This window comes from Thermoflavimicrobium dichotomicum (assembly GCF_900114055.1).
Taxonomy (GTDB): domain Bacteria; phylum Bacillota; class Bacilli; order Thermoactinomycetales; family Thermoactinomycetaceae; genus Thermoflavimicrobium; species Thermoflavimicrobium dichotomicum.
Genome location: NZ_FORR01000004.1, coordinates 23263 through 40815, shown reverse-complemented (window position 1 = coordinate 40815; position 17553 = coordinate 23263). Strand labels below are relative to the sequence as shown.

Genomic DNA, 17553 nt, shown 5'->3' with positions numbered 1-17553 from the left:
TGAAATCCTGAACGGGATGGAAAAAGTGGCTAACCATATAAAATGGAGAAATATCCCCTTTTCTAGCCCATATACGTTGGTGAAAAAGGGGAGATTGGAATAGGGGTAAATGGGGGAGTTCTTATGCAATTAAAAGATGCGCTCTTTAATTGGTTGCAAATTCAAATTGTGTGGGATGCAAGACCGAGCGACCGCTCTGCGCGTGATACCGTGCTTTTTTTTGAAGAAATATTAAGAGAGGATCATTAAGTAACCGAGATAGAAAAAAAGCTGGAACAGTCCCATTATGTGATTACTTATCGGCAAAACGATCAGGTCAAAACCCAACCTTTCCCCAAAGAGGCAGCCGAAAAACTGTTACAGGATATTTTGTCGGAGCCAAAATATAATCAATCATTTAAATAAGTCAGGTCTTCCTGTTTAAGAAGCGAATCCTCTGATGTCACAGAGGTTTCTTTTTTTTGCTGGCGTTCAACGACCTGTTTAGTAATTCGCTCATAACAGGTGGGGCAAATTTGGATTTTATGTGGATGTTTTTTTACCTTTTTTTCTTGCATTTTACTTAGGGAAAAAGATTGATCGCATAAAATACATATCATTTTCATGATAAGTTCTTCCTTTTCCATTGGGATCAAAGGAAACAGCATAACAAGTCAAGTTAATTCTATTCTATGGAATTGATAGGGGGGAAACAAGTAAATTCCTAAAAATAAGAGTAGGCTGTTGCGAATCAGGAGGCTTAACAGTGATTGTGACACATTTAACGGAAACTTTGTCAACAAGTCGAAAGATTCGGCAACAGCCTTTCTTTTTTATGGAGATTGTTTTAATCGCTGTTCGTTGTTTCGAGAAGGAGCTTCTTCTCTTTTCTTTGTTTCTTTAGACGGTTGTGGAATGATTCGGTTGGTGATATCAGCCAATTCCTCCAGGATACCGGCTACAGGCCGTCCATTGCGGATATCCTCGTTTATGTCACGTAATCGTTGGACCAGATCCACATCAGCAGTGACCAATGCCCGAGCACCTTGTGGATCTTCGTGCAGAGCCTGGGCTACTGAATACTTAACCGTTCCTACCCGCCCCCGATCCAACCGTGGATCCAGATCAATGCCCACAATGGTATATTTGCCCAGTACGACGGCAGTGGCTCCACGTACGTTTGGGATACTTGTGGCAATTTGAACCAATCGATTGGCAATCGCTTGCGAAGACTGATCCCGTCTTTGTTCGGGTAAGGTTTGCTTTACACGCTCGGTATAAGAGATTTTTTGTTGTGGTCCGGGTGAAGCTTCTTTGGCAGGTGATTTGTTGCTGGTTTGGCAACCGGCCAACAACCACATGGATAGTAAGAGAATACCTAATTTTTTAGGCAGGGAATGCATTGAAACTCTTCCTTTCCACTCGATTTTTCTTAAATTTAGTGTTTCCGAGTGTAAAAAATGTATGAGAAGAATATTTTTTGGTAGGGTGGGTGACAAATTGGGAGAGGCGTGATTTTTTGATCAGCGAATACCTATACATTTTTGGTTTGGCTTCAGGATCAGTGTGGCACTGGAAATCATTTTCTTGGCATGATTGGGTCTATCGCCGATCCAGTGTACAATGGAATCAGAACCTTAAAGACGAGGAGGAATATGAAATGAAGATTGAAACATTTACATTGGGACCTGTAATGACCAATGCCTATCTGGTATATGATGAACAAGTACATAAGGGAATTGTATTTGATCCGGGAATGTATCCTGAGCCACTGGTGAAACGTATTCAGACGTTGGGTTTGGAGATCGAGGCGATCTTGCTCACTCATGCTCATTTTGACCATATTGGTGGAGTGGAAGAAGTACGTGAGCAATCGAAGGCGCCAGTGTATGTTCATGAGAAGGAAGCGGATTGGCTGGGTAATCCCCAACTGAATGGATCTGGTTTATTCCCAGGAATCCCCGAAACCATATGTAAGCCAGCCGATCACATTTTAAAGGGAGGAGAAACCCTTGCTTTTTTAGGGCAAACATTTAAAGTGTTCCATACACCAGGGCATTCACCAGGAAGTGTTTCATATCTGACGGGTTCATTGCTTTTTAGCGGGGATGTCTTATTTTACGGTTCGATCGGCCGTACGGATCTTCCAGGGGGAAGCATGGAGCAATTGATGCAGTCGATTCATCAACATCTGTTGGAATTGCCAGATGAAACGAGAGTATTGTGCGGACACGGGCCAGAAACGACGATTGGGCGCGAAAAAGACAGCAATCCTTATATTGCAGGATGGTAAAATGATGGATCGATGATCCGATTTATATTTAATGAAAGAAACTCCTTACTCTATCGATCATGAACGGGTAAGGAGTTTTTTAGCTGCTCGATGCACCAGTCTACAATATTCTTTGTGGTTTATATAGTGCAGGGCGCTGTGGGAACAACTGGAAAAATGGAGTGGGTGCTGCGATCTGTAGATGGATGTCCAGGCGCCCAAAATGTTAAGGGCAGGAAATAAACAGCCAGCTAGAGAATTAACCAAAGCATCAAGAAAAAAGAGATCATCTCTAAAAAGTGGCTGACTATGATTTCTGACCCGAGTTGGTATCAGTGGTGAAAAAAGAGGAATAGGAGTACAATAGGAAAAGATGAGAATCAATCTGAACATCCCGATTCCTCATTCTCATTTTTGCTTTCCGAGATTTGATATGTGTTTCTGGTATTGTATATGTATGGTAAAAAAGAAGTGATTCAAGATGAATGGAGCTTGTTGTCAAAAAAGATTTTGTCTTCTTTTTGTTGGCTGTAGTGAACATGTCAACATGGCCATGGCAGGATTCGACTCTAGATCAAGGAGGGAACAAGCTGTTACTTGAATGGTAACAGAGAGAATAAAATGATGAAACGAAATGCCTTGATACTTGGATTATTGGCTGTTGCTGTTGGTTTTACCATTTGGTGGAGCTGGCCAGAGACGAATAAAGTTACTTCTACCAAACAGGGAATGAATGGAAATAAAACAGCGAGCAAAAAAGCGGATTGCCGTGGAGAAGAGCAAGCAGATGTCGGCTATTGTGCACCGAATTTTACATTGACTTCACTTGATGGAAAAAAAGTGGAGTTGTATAAGAACAATGGAAAGCCTACTTTCCTTAATTTCTGGGCTTCATGGTGTGGTCCTTGTAAAAATGAAATGCCTTTAATTGAAGAAGCCTACAAAAAGTATAAAGATCAAGTTAACTTTTTGATGGTCAATGCCACAGCATTTGACAACGAACAGAAAATGAAAGAATATCTGAAGCAAAATGGGTTTACCTTCCCGGTTTTGCTTGATCCTTATCAAGAGAAGTATGTGACAATCAGCCAAACTCACTATGGAGTTATGGGATTTCCGATGACATTTATTATTGATGAACAGGGAAGAATTGTGTACAAGCATACAGGTGAGATGAATAAAGAGGTTATTGATGATATTATGCAGAGACTTTCAAGCAAGAAGGGATTGGAGAACTGAAATGGAACAAGTAACGTGGTGGATTGCGCTTGGTGCAGGTTTTCTGTCTTTTATTTCACCTTGTTGTTTACCACTTTATCCATCTTATCTCTCTTACATTACCGGGATGTCGGTCTCGCAATTAAAAGATTCGACCCGCTCTCGTGAAGTTCAGGCAGCGACCATGCTGCATGCGTTGTTTTTTGTTATTGGATTTTCACTGGTCTTTTACGCTTTAGGCTTTACGGTAAGTTGGGTTGGATCCTTGTTTAAGGAATACAAGGATATGGTACGGATGTTATCAGCCATTCTGATTGTGGCGATGGGGCTTTTTATGTTAGGGGTGTTCCAGCCTAAATTCATGTTGCGGGAAAAAAAGTGGAACGTATCCAAAAAGGGGATCAGTTATCTGGGTTCTGCCTTTGTCGGGGTGGGCTTTGCTGCAGGCTGGTCCCCATGCATTGGTCCAATTCTGGCATCCGTGTTAGCCATGGCTTCCCTGCATCCTGAGCGTGCCTTTATATACATTACCCTTTACACACTCGGATTTGCGATTCCGTTTTTGGTTATGGCCTTTTTTATTGGTAGAACCAAATGGCTCCTCAAGTATTCCAATCGGTTGATGAAAATAGGGGGAGCATTCATGGTTCTTTTTGGCATTTTACTTTATTTAGACCAATTAAGTGTGATTATTGTTTGGCTGACAGAGTTAACAGGCGGGTTTCGTGGTTTCTAGCTGAAATGGCTTTTCATTTCGGCTTTTTTTTTGATATGTTACAATTTGTACGGAGATAGCAGGAATAGAATAAGGTGATAGGATGAACAAAGAGACGAGAATGTGGGTACGACGAATTATTTTTTTGGTATTAATCATTGCACTCGGATTTGCGATTTACCAGGCAACCAGTAAACAGACAAAAAAGCCCCAAGTCGGTGAGGAAGCACCTGACTTTAAATTGACCACACTCGATGGTAAAGAGGTACAATTAAGTGAAATGCGCGGAAAAGCAGTTATGCTAAATTTCTGGGGAACCTGGTGCCCGCCATGCCGTACCGAAATGCCGGCGATGCAAAAGATATATGAGAAGTATAAAAGTAAAGGTTTTGAAATTTTGGCAGTAAATATTGCAGAAACGGATATTGCAGTATCCAACTTTGCTCACCAATATAAGCTTACTTTTCCCATTCCGATGGATCGGAATAAGGAAGTGGTTCGTCTGTATAAAATAGGTCCTCTACCCAGCAGCATTTTCATTGATGCACAAGGAAAAATCACCCAAGTGATTGAAGGGCCTTTGGATACAAGCCAGCTTGAGCTTTATGTCAATCAGATTTTGCCAAGAAAATAAAGAGGTGATCCCGATGAAGAACTATCAAGATATCGAAGCCAAAGAACTGAGTGAAAAATATGCCAAAGTGAAAGATGACTTTGTTTGGGTCGATGTACGAACCGATGAGGAATATGACGAAGGACATATTCCAGGAAGCATTCACATTCCTCATGATCAAATGGAAAAACGTTATCACGAACTGACTCCATATCAGGGAAAAAAATTGATGCTGATTTGTCGCAGTGGAAGGCGAAGTGTCCTAGCTTGTAACGTATTGGCAGAAAAAGGATTTTCAGAGCTGTATAATATGAAAGGCGGGATGTTGGAATGGACGGGACCCATCGAATAAATGAGACCCGACATTTTCCATTTGCCCGTACGGTAAACCGTTTATCTGAATTGATTGGACAAACACCCGTGGTGCGTCTGCAGAGATTGGTGGATGAAACGTGTGCGGATGTTTTTGTCAAACTGGAGAAATTTAACCCAGGTGGAAGTGTCAAAGACCGAACCGCTTACAATATGATTTGCTGGGCAGAAGAACAAGGGCATTTACGGCCAGGGTCGACCATTATAGAACCGACCAGCGGGAATACAGGGATCGGTTTGGCCATGGCAGGGGCAATCAAGGGTTATCGGACGATTCTGGTCATGCCAGATACCATGAGTGTGGAACGTGTACGCATATTACAAGCGTATGGAGCGGAGGTTGTTCTGTCACCTGGAAATGAACGGATGCCAGGAGCCATTCGAATTGCAGAAGAATTAATGAAAAAGATTCCACATTCCTTTATGCCTTATCAGTTTGAGAATCTGGCCAATCCAGATGTCCATCGCCGGACGACAGGACCGGAAATATTGGAGCAGATGGACGGAAAACTGGATGCTTTTGTAGCTACAGCTGGAACCGGAGGCACGATTACGGGAACGGGTGAGTATTTACGAAAGCACTTGCCCCATTTGTTTATCGGGGTGGTTGAACCAAAAAATTCTCCTGTCCTCGCAGGTGGAAAACCAGGTTCACATAAGATTCCGGGGACAAGTCCTGGTTTTATTCCGCCTATTTTAAACCAAAAAATCTATGATGAAATTTTTCATGTAACCGATGAAGAAGCGATGGAGATCACTCGTAAGCTTGCTCGCCTCGAAGGAATACTGGTTGGACCATCGTCAGGTGCTGCTGTTTGGGCGGCGCTGCAAGTCGCCAAGCGGTTAGGGACTGGCAAAAGGGTCTTGTGTATTGCACCTGATACAGGAGAGCGCTATTTAAGTACAGAAGTTTTTTCAGAAAAATAGCCTGGAAGAAAAGAGGGCATGAACCGGTGGTCCATTCTTTACAACAAGTGATGATCGAGGAAATGAAGAGACAGCCCATGCAGGCGCTTACTTTTGCCAGGTGGATGGAACTTCATCTTTATCATCCAAAGTGGGGATATTATCAAAAAGAGCGTCAGCATTTTGGCAAAGAGGGAGACTTTTTTACCAACGTACATGTGGGAGAAGTCTTTGGTAAGGTACTAAGTCAGGCGATTTATCGTCTTTCAGGCCCTGTCGGTCTCAAAGAACCCTGGGCATTGGTAGAAATGGGTTCGGGAGATGGGCGTCTGGCTGAGCAGGTAGTGACAGGTCTGTTAGAAAAAGGGGTTTCACCTGATTCCTTTCATCTGATTCTTGTAGAAACGAGTCCATTTTTAAGAGAGAGGCAAAAAGAGCGATTCCATGCTTTACCTGTATCCTGTCAATGGGCCGGACGCATTTCAGAACTTCCACGTTATCCTTTTTCCATCGTGTATAGCAATGAGCTGGTGGATGCATTTCCAGTACACAGGATTCGTTGTGTAGCAGGGAAACCACATGAGATCTATGTGACCGTTGATCCTGAGTCCCTCACTTTTCAAGAGACATTGGGTCCTTTATCAACGGCTGACATTGGAGAATATCTTCAAGTTTTTCGGATAGCGCTCGATGAAGGACAAACGATCGAAGTGAATTTGCAAGCGTATGAGTGGTTAAAAGAAGTAGCGAACTGGATCGAGACAGGCTATCTACTTACGATTGATTATGGCGGAACAACCGAAGAACTGGTGGTACCCGAGCGAAGAAATGGAACCATTCGTTATATCAAACAGCATCGACTGCTCTCAAATCCCTACGAAGATGTGGGGGAAGTGGATGTGACCAGTCATGTGAATTTTAGTTCACTGATGCGTTGGGGAGAGGAATGGGGACTTCAGACCCTTTCTTTTCAGACTCAAGCAAAGTTTCTCATCGAAGAGGGAATTTTGGACTGGTATCCGAAGAACCGGTTGATCGATCCATTCAGTTCAGAATCCAAACAGCAACGGGCTATTCAGCAATTGATTCATCCCTATGGAATGGGAGAGGTATTTCGTGTATTATTGCAAGTGAAAAGAAGAGGATGTCCAATGAAAATATAGGAGAAGTTGAACGGATTGATCTTCATATAAACGGAAAAAGGCTCCCATGGGGAGCTTTTTCCTTAATGAGTGGGTGCGTGTGCAGCTGGTACATCCATCATGAAGGTGGCATACCAGACCATGCCGCAAAATGCAATAAACATGTATGCAGCAAATAAGTACATGTAAGTTTTTTCGGTTAAGTTAAGCAGACCTAAAATAATGAATAAGGCTGTTTGTACAAAAAAGAGGATAGCTGGTATATATAATTCACCGGCTAAAAACATCAGTGCCATTGCCAAAGTCCAAAAGCCGAGCACTTGAAACATACGACCCATGCTTCGCCCACCCCTTTCTAACACTAGGTGCCTTAGTTCGATTTGTTTTATATATTAATTTGTGCATACAATCACAGATTTATTATACCTAGAGCGTTCTAGGGTATCAAGCGATGAAGGATGGATGTTCAAAATGCAGACACTTCTAGTCTCAAAAAAAGATGGAATTGGACGAATTCAGTTTCACCGTCCAGAAGTTAGAAATGCAGTCAATTTGCAAATGATGACGGAATTGGAGCAAGTGATTGCCGAATGGGAACGGGATCCAGAATTGAAAGTGATCGTATTTTCAGGAGACGAACGTGTTTTTGTTTCAGGTGGAGATGTGCGGGAGTTTCATCAACGAGAAACAAAGGAAGAAATTTATCCGATTATGTCTCGAATGGGAAGGCTGCTGGAACGAATCGATCAATTGGATTGTCTGACAATTGCTGCCGTGGAAGGAATTGCGGTGGGTGGGGGATGTGAGATTGTCACCAGTTGTGATCTCTGTCTTGCCTCAGAAAAAGCACAATTCGGCTTTATTCAGGTTCATTTGCATATTACGACGGGGTGGGGCGGTGCCGGACGCCTTTTCCGTAAATTGGGAGCGGGACAAGCCCTGTCGCTGCTTCTTACGGGGGAAAGAATTTCGGCACGGGAAGCGTATGAACTTCAATTGGTTGACCGGCTTTATCCAGCTGACCGATTCAATGAAGAAGTGGAAATGTTTGTCAAACAAGTGGCCAGTGTACCAGGTAAAGTGATTCAAACCTATAAACAGATAGCGAAAATGGGTCGAAACTACCCATCTACTTATCAAATGGAAGCAGAAAGTTGTTCTGAATTATGGGAGAGTCCAGAACATCGACAACAAGTTGAGGCGTTTTTGAAACGTACGGGCCGATCCAGTTGAGCAGGAAAGGCGGAAAGTGCAGATCTGAATAAAGCGGGCAATATCCACTTAAGCGGGAGCGTATTTTGCCCGCTTTTTTTGCTTCCGGCTTGGAGCGACCCTGAGATACCTACTTGCAGGGCACTATTGGAACAAGTCGGAAAAACGGAGCGGGTACTCAAAGCGATCTGTAACTCCAGGGACTTTTGAAATGACTTCTAGTTTATCTACGTATTTTTTCGCCAGATTCAGGTGTATACTTCCACCTGGTTTAGGTAATAAAAAGAAATAGTTACATATACTAGGTTTTATATCATTAGCATACAGATAGAACAGATAACTTTCTGTTTAGCCCATAACAAAATGAAAGAATAAGGAGGAGTTTTTTTTGACCGTTAAACGCCAAGATGCCTGGACACCTGAAGATGATATGATTTTGGCTGAAGTAACTCTTCGCCATATTCGCGAGGGAGGAACCCAGTTGGCTGCTTTTGAAGAAGTAGCGCAAAAATTGGGAAGAACGCCTGCTGCTTGTGGGTTTCGTTGGAATAGTTTTGTCAGGAAAAAATATGAAAGCGCCATTCAGATAGCGAAGTCCCAAAGGCAGAAACGAAGTCAGGAACGGAGGATTTCCTACTCTACTTATTCTTCTGACGATCATTTTCAAGATCCTCTGTATTCGCTTGATCATATTATTCGGTTTTTAAGGCAACATAAAAATGAAGTAGGCGAATTACGCAAACAACAGAAACAGCTAGAAAAAGAGTTGGCTGAACGGGAAGAACAACTGCGAAGATTGGAAAGAGAAAACAATGAGATGAAAAGTCAGCTCAACTCAGTACAGAGCAATTACCAAGTTGTCAATGATGATTATCGTACTTTGGTTCAAATTATGGAGCGTGCTCGCAAGATGACTCTATTAGAAGAAGCGAAAGAGACCATCAAACCCAAATTTCGTATGGAGGAAAATGGGAATCTGGAGCGGATCGATAAATAAAACACGGCCCCCACAAATAGTGGGGCTATTTTTTTAATCCTTGAGTGAAACGCCTTCTGGTAACCATACATAAGGGCTCTCGCCACGGTCGCGTTCGGGGTTATAGCGAACAGGCTGAAACCCCATTTTTTTCCAGAAAGGAGCAGAACGGTTACGCGCATTGGTTTTGATCGGCAAAGAAAGGCTTTTGGCATAAGAAACCAAAGCAGTACCGAGTCCCAACCGTTGATAGGGAATCAATACTTCCAGTTTCCATAATTCGAGAAAATCTTGTTGCGGATCGAAATAACGGTCATATTTGGCATCAACATGATATAAGCACATACGGGCGACTAATTTTCCATCCTGATAAATACCATAAAAAGGAGAATCTGAATTGTTTTCAATTAAGTTGCCTTCCAGATCTTCAAGCATAGATAATTCAGCCAATCCATATTCGCGAAATTTTTTAAATTCCTCCAATGTTTTAAAGTTGATTTTTAACTTTTCCACTTGGTAAGTCTGCATAAAAATTTCCTCCAATTTTTATTTTGGGGTGTCTTTCTTCTTATTATATATCATTTGAATTTTTTAGCAGGAATTTATTTGTTTTTGTCGAAAGACTCCATGAATGGTTTATTTTATTATCTTAAATAGAAAATTATATAAATTTAGCCTTTTCTTGACAGATGGAAAGGATGAGATCATGGCTATCCAAAAGGTATTGGTTGCCAACCGTGGTGAAATCGCCAGCCGTATTATTCGAACTTGCCAAGCAAGAGGAATCAAGACCGTTTCCGTTTATTCCGAAGCAGATCAAGAGCTTCCATTTGTGGAACAGGCAGATGAATCGGTTTGTATAGGACCTCCTCCTGTAGCGAAAAGTTATCTCCAGATGGATGCGATTATTGGGGCTGCCCAGGAAACGGGTGCAGATGCGATTCATCCAGGGTACGGATTATTATCCGAGAATGCCGAGTTTGCCCAAAAAGTAATCGATGCAGGGCTCACATGGATCGGACCAGCTCCTGCCGTGATTGCATTGATGGGAGATAAAGTCATGGCCAGAAAAACCATGCAAAAAGCGGGTGTTCCCACTGTACCTGGTACGGATCAAATCCAAAATGTAGAAGAAGCCATCCATGCAGCTGAACAAATCGGTTTTCCGGTAATGATCAAAGCGAGTGCCGGTGGTGGCGGCATTGGTATGCATGTTTGTCATACAGCTGAGGAATTGAACAAGATCTTTTCTTCTGTACAAACCCGTGCCCGTTCTTATTTTGGTGACGACACCCTGTTTATGGAGAAGTGGATTGGCAAATCCAGGCATGTTGAAGTGCAGATCATAGCGGATTCACAGGGACATGTGCTTCATCTGTTTGAACGAGAGTGCTCGGTACAGCGCCGAAATCAAAAAGTGATTGAAGAAAGCCTGTCTCCTTCCATCCGTCCAGAAACAAGAAAGCGATTACATGATGCAGCGATGCGGGCAGCCCAGGCTGTTCAATACACAGGGGCAGGAACCGTTGAATTTCTGGTTGGGCCTGATGACGTATTTTACTTTTTAGAGATGAATACACGTTTACAAGTGGAGCATCCCGTAACGGAATGTATTACTGGCTTGGACCTGGTTTCCCTTCAACTCGATATTGCTTGTGGTCAACCTTTGCCCTTTAAGCAGGAAGAAATTCAATCGAAAGGACATGCGATCGAATTTCGCATTTATGCGGAAGATCCGATCCGGTTTATGCCAGCACCAGGAAAAATAACGAGGTTTCGCTTCCCGGACGGAAAGGGAATACGTGTAGATGCAGGCGTAAAAGAAGGAAATACAGTTTCTCCTTTTTACGATCCCCTAATTGCCAAGTGCATTGTAAGCGGTTGCAATCGTCAAGAAGTCATCGAAAAAAGCAAAGATGCATTACAAGCCTTTGAAGTGGAAGGAATTCAAACCAATATTCCGGCACTGCTAAGGGTTTTGGAAGAACCGCAGTTTGTAAAAGGGCATTATCATACGCAGCTATTGGATGAGATGAGACAAAGATAATCTTTCATGTAAAGGAGTGCAGATGATGGCCAAAATTCAGTCGAGTATGACAGGAACAGTTTGGAAAGTACTGGTTCGTCCAGGAGATCAGGTAGAAGCTGGACAGGAAGTTGTGATTTTGGAGTCGATGAAAATGGAGATTCCCATTCAATCAGATTACACAGGTGTTGTTAAGGATGTCAAAGTGGAAGAAGGGTCTTTTGTGAGTGATGGAGATGTGCTCGTGGAGTTAGCAGACTAGGAAGGTGAACATATGGTTAAGGTGGTGGAAGTTGGTCTTCGGGATGGTTTGCAAAACGAAAAGTCAGTCTTGTCTACCCATCAAAAATTGACGCTGATTCACAAGTTGATTGCTGCTGGAATCAAAGAAATCGAAGTTACTTCTTTTGTTCATCCCACATGGGTTCCACAGCTGGCTGATGCCGATCAGTTGGCGAGTCAGTTACCCAAAAATCGGGATGTTAACTATCGAGCGCTTGTTCCGAATCAGAGAGGTTTAGAGCGGGCACTCCAGACATCCATTCACGAGTATGCCGTTTTTATGTCTGCCAGTGAATCGCATAATCAAAAAAATATAAATAAAAGTATTGCTGAGACTTTTCCTGTTTTGCAGGAAGTTATTGAAAAGGCGCAAATGCATGGAAAAAAAGTACGTGGGTATGTATCTACCGTTTTTGGCTGTCCTTATGAGGGGGAAGTTTCCATCAAACAGGTGATCACGATTTGTGAACGGCTGATTGAGATGGGTGTGTATGAAATTTCTTTGGGAGATACGATTGGTGTGGCTACTCCCAATCAGGTCAAACAGGTTCTAAAAGAATGTTTACGTGCACTTCCATCTGATCAATTGGCTGTACATTTTCATGATACCCGTGGTACGGGACTGGTGAATGCCTATGTAGCTTTGGAGTGTGGAATTACCACCGTGGACAGTTCATTTGGAGGGTTGGGTGGTTGTCCTTATGCTCCAGGTGCTTCAGGGAATTTAGCAACGGAAGATCTGGTTTACATGCTACACGGGATGGGGATTGATACCGGAGTCGATTTGGAGGCTTTATGCCAAACAAGTCGATGGCTGGAAGAGCAGTTGGGTAAAAAGCTTCCCTCCAAGGTACTGCAAAGTTATAGCAAATAAAAATGGGGATGATCGCTTTGATTCAATGGGAGAAAGAAGATGGCCTTTCGGTTCTGACATTAAATCGTCCAGAAGTTTATAATGCGCTCAATTATCCTGCTTTGCAAGAATTATCCCATGTAGTGGATGAGCTGGTGCATGATCGTGATACACGGGTCGTAATTATTACCGGTGCGGGGGAAAAATCCTTTTGTTCTGGGGCTGATTTGAAGGAACGACGTACATTTACCGAGGAACAGGTTCGCCGCTATATTTTCCTCATTCGTGAAACTTTCTCCAAAATCGAACGATTACCCAAACCTGTGATTGCGGCGATTAATGGTCTGGCACTGGGAGGTGGAATGGAGCTGGCTTTGGCTTGTGATTTGCGAATTGCCGGAAGTCATGCTCTACTCGGTTTGACCGAAACTTCGTTGGGCATTATTCCGGGAGCAGGAGGAACCCAGCGTTTGCCACGTATTGTGGGGAAAGCGAAAGCGAAGGAATTGATCTTTACCGCACAAAAAATTTCGGCAGAACAGGCACTTGCTATTGGATTGGTCAATCGTGTCGTTGAGAAAGGAAAAGAACTGGTGCATGCGAAGGAAATGGCTCAATTAATCAAAGAAAATGCCCCGCTTGCTTTGGCTCAAGCCAAGTTTGCGATTGACCATGGGTGTGAAGTGGATCTGGATACTGGATTGGCGTTGGAAACAAAAGCTTATGAAACATTGATTCCGACCAGAGATCGTCTGGAAGGTTTACAAGCATTTAAGGAAAAGCGTAAACCTCGATATATTGGAAAATAAAGGAAATTTAAAAACGAGATCGCAGGGAATTGTATGGATCCTGTTTTACAGGGCCTTTTGATCATGCAATTCCCTTCCCCATCCATGAGGAAATGTATGTTGGATAGACTTTTAAGCATAAGGAGGAGGAATTATGAACGAATCCTGGATCAAACAGCTACAGGAAAAGGAAAAACAAATCAAGGCAGGTGGAGCGCCAAAATATCACGAAAAACTGGAGAAGCAGAATAAGTTGTTCGTCCGTAAGAGATTGGAGCTCCTGTTTGACGGCGATTTTCAACTCGAAGACGGTTTGTTTGCCAATTGTATGGCTGAAAATTTGCCAGCAGATGGCGTGATTACCGCAATTGGAAAGATCCATGGGCAAACTGTATGTGTCATGGCCAATGACTCAACGGTGAAAGCAGGCTCATGGGGAGCACGGACAGTAGAAAAGATTATTCGTATTCAGGAGACAGCGCAAAAACTGAAGGTTCCGCTGCTTTATCTGGTGGACTCTGCAGGCGCACGGATTACGGATCAGATTGAAATGTTTCCAGGACGTCGTGGAGCAGGACGAATCTTTTTTAATCAGGTCAAATTGTCGGGAATGATTCCGCAAATTTGTATCCTATTTGGTCCGTCAGCGGCTGGTGGTGCCTATATTCCAGCTTTTTGCGATGTGGTCATTATGGTGGATAAAAATGCGAGTATGTACCTGGGATCACCACGCATGGCTGAGATGGTGATTGGCGAGAAAGTGACTTTGGAAGAGATGGGCGGTGCACGTATGCATTGCACGGTGAGTGGTTGTGGTGATCTATTGGCCAAGGACGAAGAAGAAGCGATCGCTTTAGCCCGGCAATATTTAAGCTATTTCCCGCCAAACTGGAAGGAAGAGCCACCAGTAGCGACAGCAAAGTTGCCACCCAAAAATGCACGATCCCTTTCAGAGATTGTACCTGATCACCAAAATATGTTGTTTGATATGCTGGAATTCATTCATGGTTTAGTGGATGAAGGCAGCTTTTTTGAGATCAAGCCATTGTTTGCCAAAGAAATCATTACAGGTTTTGCACGCCTGAATGGACGAACGATTGGAATTATTGCCAATCAGCCTAAAGTAAAAGGTGGCGTTTTGTTTGTCGATTCGGCTGACAAGGCGGCCCGATTTATTACATTATGTGATGCATTCAATATTCCACTCCTCTTTTTGGCCGATGTACCTGGCTTTATGATTGGTACACAAGTTGAGCGTGCGGGGATTATTCGCCATGGAGCGAAGATGATTTCAGCGATGGCAGAGGCGACTGTTCCCAAGATTTCTGTGATCGTAAGAAAAGCATATGGAGCCGGTCTTTATGCGATGGCTGGTCCGGCATTTGAACCCGATTGCTGTTTGGCTTTACCTACAGCGCAAATTGCTGTGATGGGTCCTGAGGCTGCCGTCAATGCGGTGTATAGCAATAAAATTGCCGAACTTGCAGAACCGGAGCGAACCCGTTTTGTGCAAGAAAAGAGAGAAGAATATAAAAAAGATATTGATATCTATCGTTTAGCCAGCGAATTGATTATTGATGGCATTGTTTCTCCGGATCGTTTAAGAGAAGAACTGATCCATCGTTTTGAGGCTTATGCAAGTAAACGTGTTCAATTTAGTGAGAGAAAACACCCGGTCTATCCTGTATAATGAGAGGAGCATCATAGCTCCTGAGGCCGTTGATAAACATATAACGGAAACTTTGTAAAACATCTTAGGAGCATGATCGCTCCTTTTTTGTTTCTGAAAAAGGTGGTGGCGAAAATGAAAATAGCCATTATTGGATGTGGTTCGCTTGGACTTTTATGGGGAGCCAGATTGGCACAAACCGGGCATGAACTGACATTGATTACCCGTACCCAGGAGCAACAGCAATCGATAAATGATCAGGGAATCCAGATTGAGTGGCTCGATGGTAAAGCACAAACCATCCCTGTCTGTGCGAAGTGGGTACAAGATTGTTTTCCTTCCTCTTTTGATTTCATACTAGTTACAGTCAAACAGGTACATCTGGCAGAGGTCATCCCTGTTCTTCAGCAAATCACTCATCCTGCAACCCGTTTGCTGTTTTGGCAAAATGGATTGGGGCACGAAAAACAAATCGCCCGACTGAAGAATCGTCCATGGACCTATGCAGCTATAACGACAGAAGGAGCAAGAAAGATTTCGGATCATAGAGTAAAACACACTGGCACCGGTGAAATAGCAATCGGTGCTTTTCCAGACTTTTTGCCAACGGATCCGATTTTGGAAAAATGGATAGCTGAACTGATTGACCGTTTTGGTTTCCAGATCAACTTGGATGGGCAAATTGCCAAAAAGATGTGGGAAAAACTGGCGATTAATTGTGCAATTAATCCACTTACGGCACTGGAGCAAATTCGCAATGGAGAATTATTGAAACCAACATATACTTGGATCATGAAACAAATCTGTGCAGAAGTCGTAGCAGTTGCGAACAGAAAAGGATTTTCTTTTGAATTGAGCAATATCCTCTATAAAGTGACTAGCGTATGTCAACAAACAGCCCAGAATATTTCCTCCATGTTGCAAGATATGCAAAAAGGTGTGCAAACGGAGATTGACTATTTGAATGGTGCAGTCGTGAAATATGGAAAAGAAGAAAAAGTGCCTACCCCCATCAATGAAAAGTTGGTGAAGCAAGTTCACCAAAAAGAAGAGCAACAGATGAGTAAAAAAAGAAGAGAATAGTTATCCTGAAATAATACAAAAGCGATTATTTGGAGGAGAATTTTACTTGGCTAGTGGAAAAAAAGTGCCGATCATGACGTCAACGATTACCATCTATTTAAGTGTGCTGGATATGGTTGTACTGATTCCTGCGCTGAACTGGATTATGCAGGAATTTCAATTGTCCATCCGTTGGGGTGTATGGGCAGTGGCGTTATATCTCATCTGCTTTGCGGTAGCACTCCCCATCATGGAAAGATGGGCACATTTCGCAGGCAGGAGGTATGAGATCGGTTTTGCGTTATTATTTTTCGCTATCGGCTCATTTCTGGCTGGCATCAGTACGGGATGGCTGATGTTTTTGTGTGGTAGAGGATTACAGGCATTTGGAGCCAGTGGAATGGTTCCTTTTATAGCTCAAAGAGTGAAACGGCTGTTTCAGTCAACATCGAAAAAAGAACGGCTGATCATCTGGCTTGGCAGTGCTTTATTGATTTTTTCACCGGTTTTTTCAACCATCTGGGTGGAGATAGTTGGCTGGAGAAGCTTATTCATGTTAAATCTCCTTCTTGCATTCTTTCTTTTTTTTCTGTTAAACAAATGGTTACCTGTACAAAATGTGGGTACTCGAACAGGCTTTAGTTTAGGGATTCTTGTTTTTGGACTGATGATTTTGCTCATGATGGTAGCAATGACGCGCATTTTATTGCCGTGGGAATGGAGGGCGTGGACTCATCCCACTGTACTACCACTTCTCATCGTCTCCTTTGGACTCATCGTGATTTTATTTATGGTTGAACGGCAAAAACGCTATCCATTTTTTGAACCTCATCTATTTGGAAAGCCGTATCTTTGGTTATTATATCTATTAGTGGCAATGACCGGTTTTAGTTGGGCGATGTTAGCGCTATTACCGTGGTGGTTCATTCATCTTTTCAAACAACATAGCCTTTTGTATGGTGTTATTTTGTCACTTATTTTGGTTTCTTCTTTTTTTACCCTTTGGTTAATACAACGTTACCTTTCAAAAAAGTCGTTCCCTGTTATTTCGGGATGGGGTTTTTTTTGTTCGGCACTTGCTTATCTTTTTCTTTTTTGGGTAGAAGATATATGGGTCATTGTATTTCTTTTCATTTTATTCGGGTTCGGAGTAGGATTTACCATTCATGCTCCTGTTCATCGGACTCTTTTCCGGTTGATTGAGCCTGAACGATGGCGAAGCGGTTTGATTGTACTGGGAATGTTTCGGGCAGCGGGTGGTTCATTAGGACTTGTTGTGATGGCTCAGCTGCTAAACATTTGGGAACCGGATCTGGTATACTGGTATACTCCGGATGCCCAAGGAAAAATCATTGATGCCGCTTTTGACTATATGTTCACTTTGGCTGCAGAAAGCTCAATGGTAGGAGTCTTTTTCAGCCTGTTACTGCATTGGAAAGAAAAACAAAAAAAGAGTCAATGAAATGAA

General features: G+C 42.9%; 21 protein-coding genes. 17 read left to right on the top strand and 4 right to left on the bottom strand.

The features are described from left to right. The first annotated feature begins 123 nt into the window (after positions 1-123). On the top strand, positions 124-249 hold the full coding sequence (locus BMZ78_RS19340) for a hypothetical protein (protein WP_281244540.1): 126 nt from the start codon (positions 124-126) through the stop codon (positions 247-249). Between the two features lie 140 nt (positions 250-389). Here the strand turns inward: BMZ78_RS19340 and BMZ78_RS05850 are convergent, their stop codons facing one another. After that, positions 390-605, bottom strand: coding sequence for a DUF2197 domain-containing protein (locus BMZ78_RS05850; RefSeq protein WP_175482322.1), 216 nt, complete (start codon positions 603-605; stop codon positions 390-392). A 207-nt stretch (positions 606-812) separates the two neighbouring features. Beyond that, positions 813-1382, bottom strand: a complete 570-nt coding sequence (locus BMZ78_RS05845; protein ID WP_093228775.1) for a YhcN/YlaJ family sporulation lipoprotein — start codon at positions 1380-1382, stop codon at positions 813-815. A 257-nt stretch (positions 1383-1639) separates the two neighbouring features. Between BMZ78_RS05845 and BMZ78_RS05840 the strand changes: the two genes are divergently transcribed. From BMZ78_RS05840 to BMZ78_RS05810, 7 genes are all read left to right on the top strand, one after another. Further along, positions 1640-2272: an MBL fold metallo-hydrolase gene (locus tag BMZ78_RS05840; RefSeq protein ID WP_093228773.1), complete on the top strand. Its 633-nt coding sequence runs from the start codon at positions 1640-1642 to the stop codon at positions 2270-2272. 600 nt (positions 2273-2872) lie between these two features. After that, positions 2873-3490: a TlpA family protein disulfide reductase gene (locus BMZ78_RS05835; RefSeq protein ID WP_139203272.1), complete on the top strand. Its 618-nt coding sequence runs from the start codon at positions 2873-2875 to the stop codon at positions 3488-3490. A 1-nt stretch (position 3491) separates the two neighbouring features. Further along, positions 3492-4205: a cytochrome c biogenesis CcdA family protein gene (locus BMZ78_RS05830; RefSeq protein ID WP_093228770.1), complete on the top strand. Its 714-nt coding sequence runs from the start codon at positions 3492-3494 to the stop codon at positions 4203-4205. Positions 4206-4287: 82 nt separating this feature from the next. Then, positions 4288-4818 (top strand): thiol-disulfide oxidoreductase ResA, encoded by a 531-nt coding sequence (resA, locus tag BMZ78_RS05825; protein ID WP_093228769.1) that lies wholly within the window; start codon positions 4288-4290, stop codon positions 4816-4818. A gap of 13 nt (positions 4819-4831) precedes the next feature. Continuing rightward, positions 4832-5149, top strand: coding sequence for a rhodanese-like domain-containing protein (locus BMZ78_RS05820; RefSeq protein WP_093228766.1), 318 nt, complete (start codon positions 4832-4834; stop codon positions 5147-5149). Beyond that, entirely contained in the window at positions 5128-6096 is a 969-nt protein-coding gene (cysK, locus tag BMZ78_RS05815; RefSeq protein ID WP_093228764.1) for a cysteine synthase A, read from the top strand. Before BMZ78_RS05820 ends, cysK begins: the two co-directional genes overlap by 22 nt. 26 nt (positions 6097-6122) lie before the next feature. Further along, positions 6123-7238, top strand: a complete 1116-nt coding sequence (locus tag BMZ78_RS05810) for a class I SAM-dependent methyltransferase (protein ID WP_093228763.1) — start codon at positions 6123-6125, stop codon at positions 7236-7238. A gap of 62 nt (positions 7239-7300) precedes the next feature. Here BMZ78_RS05810 and BMZ78_RS05805 read toward each other — a convergent pair whose 3' ends face one another. After that, positions 7301-7555 (bottom strand): DUF2626 family protein, encoded by a 255-nt coding sequence (locus BMZ78_RS05805; protein ID WP_093228761.1) that lies wholly within the window; start codon positions 7553-7555, stop codon positions 7301-7303. A 133-nt stretch (positions 7556-7688) separates the two neighbouring features. Between BMZ78_RS05805 and BMZ78_RS05800 the strand changes: the two genes are divergently transcribed. Next, the gene (locus tag BMZ78_RS05800; RefSeq protein ID WP_175482321.1) at positions 7689-8450 is read left to right on the top strand and encodes an enoyl-CoA hydratase/isomerase family protein; all 762 of its coding nucleotides are present in this window, start codon (positions 7689-7691) and stop codon (positions 8448-8450) included. 367 nt (positions 8451-8817) lie between these two features. After that, positions 8818-9426, top strand: coding sequence for an RsfA family transcriptional regulator (locus BMZ78_RS05795; protein ID WP_093228757.1), 609 nt, complete (start codon positions 8818-8820; stop codon positions 9424-9426). A gap of 33 nt (positions 9427-9459) precedes the next feature. On the opposite strand, the gene BMZ78_RS05790 is transcribed toward BMZ78_RS05795, so the two are convergent. Continuing rightward, positions 9460-9933, bottom strand: a complete 474-nt coding sequence (locus tag BMZ78_RS05790; RefSeq protein ID WP_093228756.1) for an N-acetyltransferase — start codon at positions 9931-9933, stop codon at positions 9460-9462. 178 nt (positions 9934-10111) lie between these two features. On the opposite strand from BMZ78_RS05790, the gene BMZ78_RS05785 reads away from it, so the two are divergent. From BMZ78_RS05785 to BMZ78_RS05755, 7 genes are all read left to right on the top strand, one after another. After that, positions 10112-11452 (top strand): acetyl-CoA carboxylase biotin carboxylase subunit, encoded by a 1341-nt coding sequence (locus BMZ78_RS05785; protein ID WP_341849623.1) that lies wholly within the window; start codon positions 10112-10114, stop codon positions 11450-11452. Positions 11453-11474: 22 nt separating this feature from the next. Beyond that, on the top strand, positions 11475-11693 hold the full coding sequence (locus BMZ78_RS05780; protein ID WP_175482320.1) for an acetyl-CoA carboxylase biotin carboxyl carrier protein subunit: 219 nt from the start codon (positions 11475-11477) through the stop codon (positions 11691-11693). Between the two features lie 12 nt (positions 11694-11705). After that, positions 11706-12587 carry a hydroxymethylglutaryl-CoA lyase gene (locus tag BMZ78_RS05775; protein WP_093228753.1) on the top strand — a complete coding sequence of 294 codons (882 nt, stop codon included), beginning with the start codon at positions 11706-11708 and terminating at the stop codon, positions 12585-12587. An 8-nt stretch (positions 12588-12595) separates the two neighbouring features. Further along, a complete protein-coding gene (locus BMZ78_RS05770) occupies positions 12596-13375 on the top strand; it encodes an enoyl-CoA hydratase-related protein (RefSeq protein WP_217644995.1) in 780 nt (259 codons plus the stop codon). Positions 13376-13508: 133 nt separating this feature from the next. Continuing rightward, entirely contained in the window at positions 13509-15044 is a 1536-nt protein-coding gene (locus BMZ78_RS05765; protein ID WP_093228749.1) for an acyl-CoA carboxylase subunit beta, read from the top strand. A gap of 114 nt (positions 15045-15158) precedes the next feature. Beyond that, a complete protein-coding gene (locus BMZ78_RS05760) occupies positions 15159-16106 on the top strand; it encodes a ketopantoate reductase family protein (RefSeq protein ID WP_175482319.1) in 948 nt (315 codons plus the stop codon). Positions 16107-16152: 46 nt separating this feature from the next. Next, positions 16153-17547, top strand: coding sequence for an MFS transporter (locus tag BMZ78_RS05755; protein ID WP_093228745.1), 1395 nt, complete (start codon positions 16153-16155; stop codon positions 17545-17547). Positions 17548-17553 lie beyond the last annotated feature (6 nt).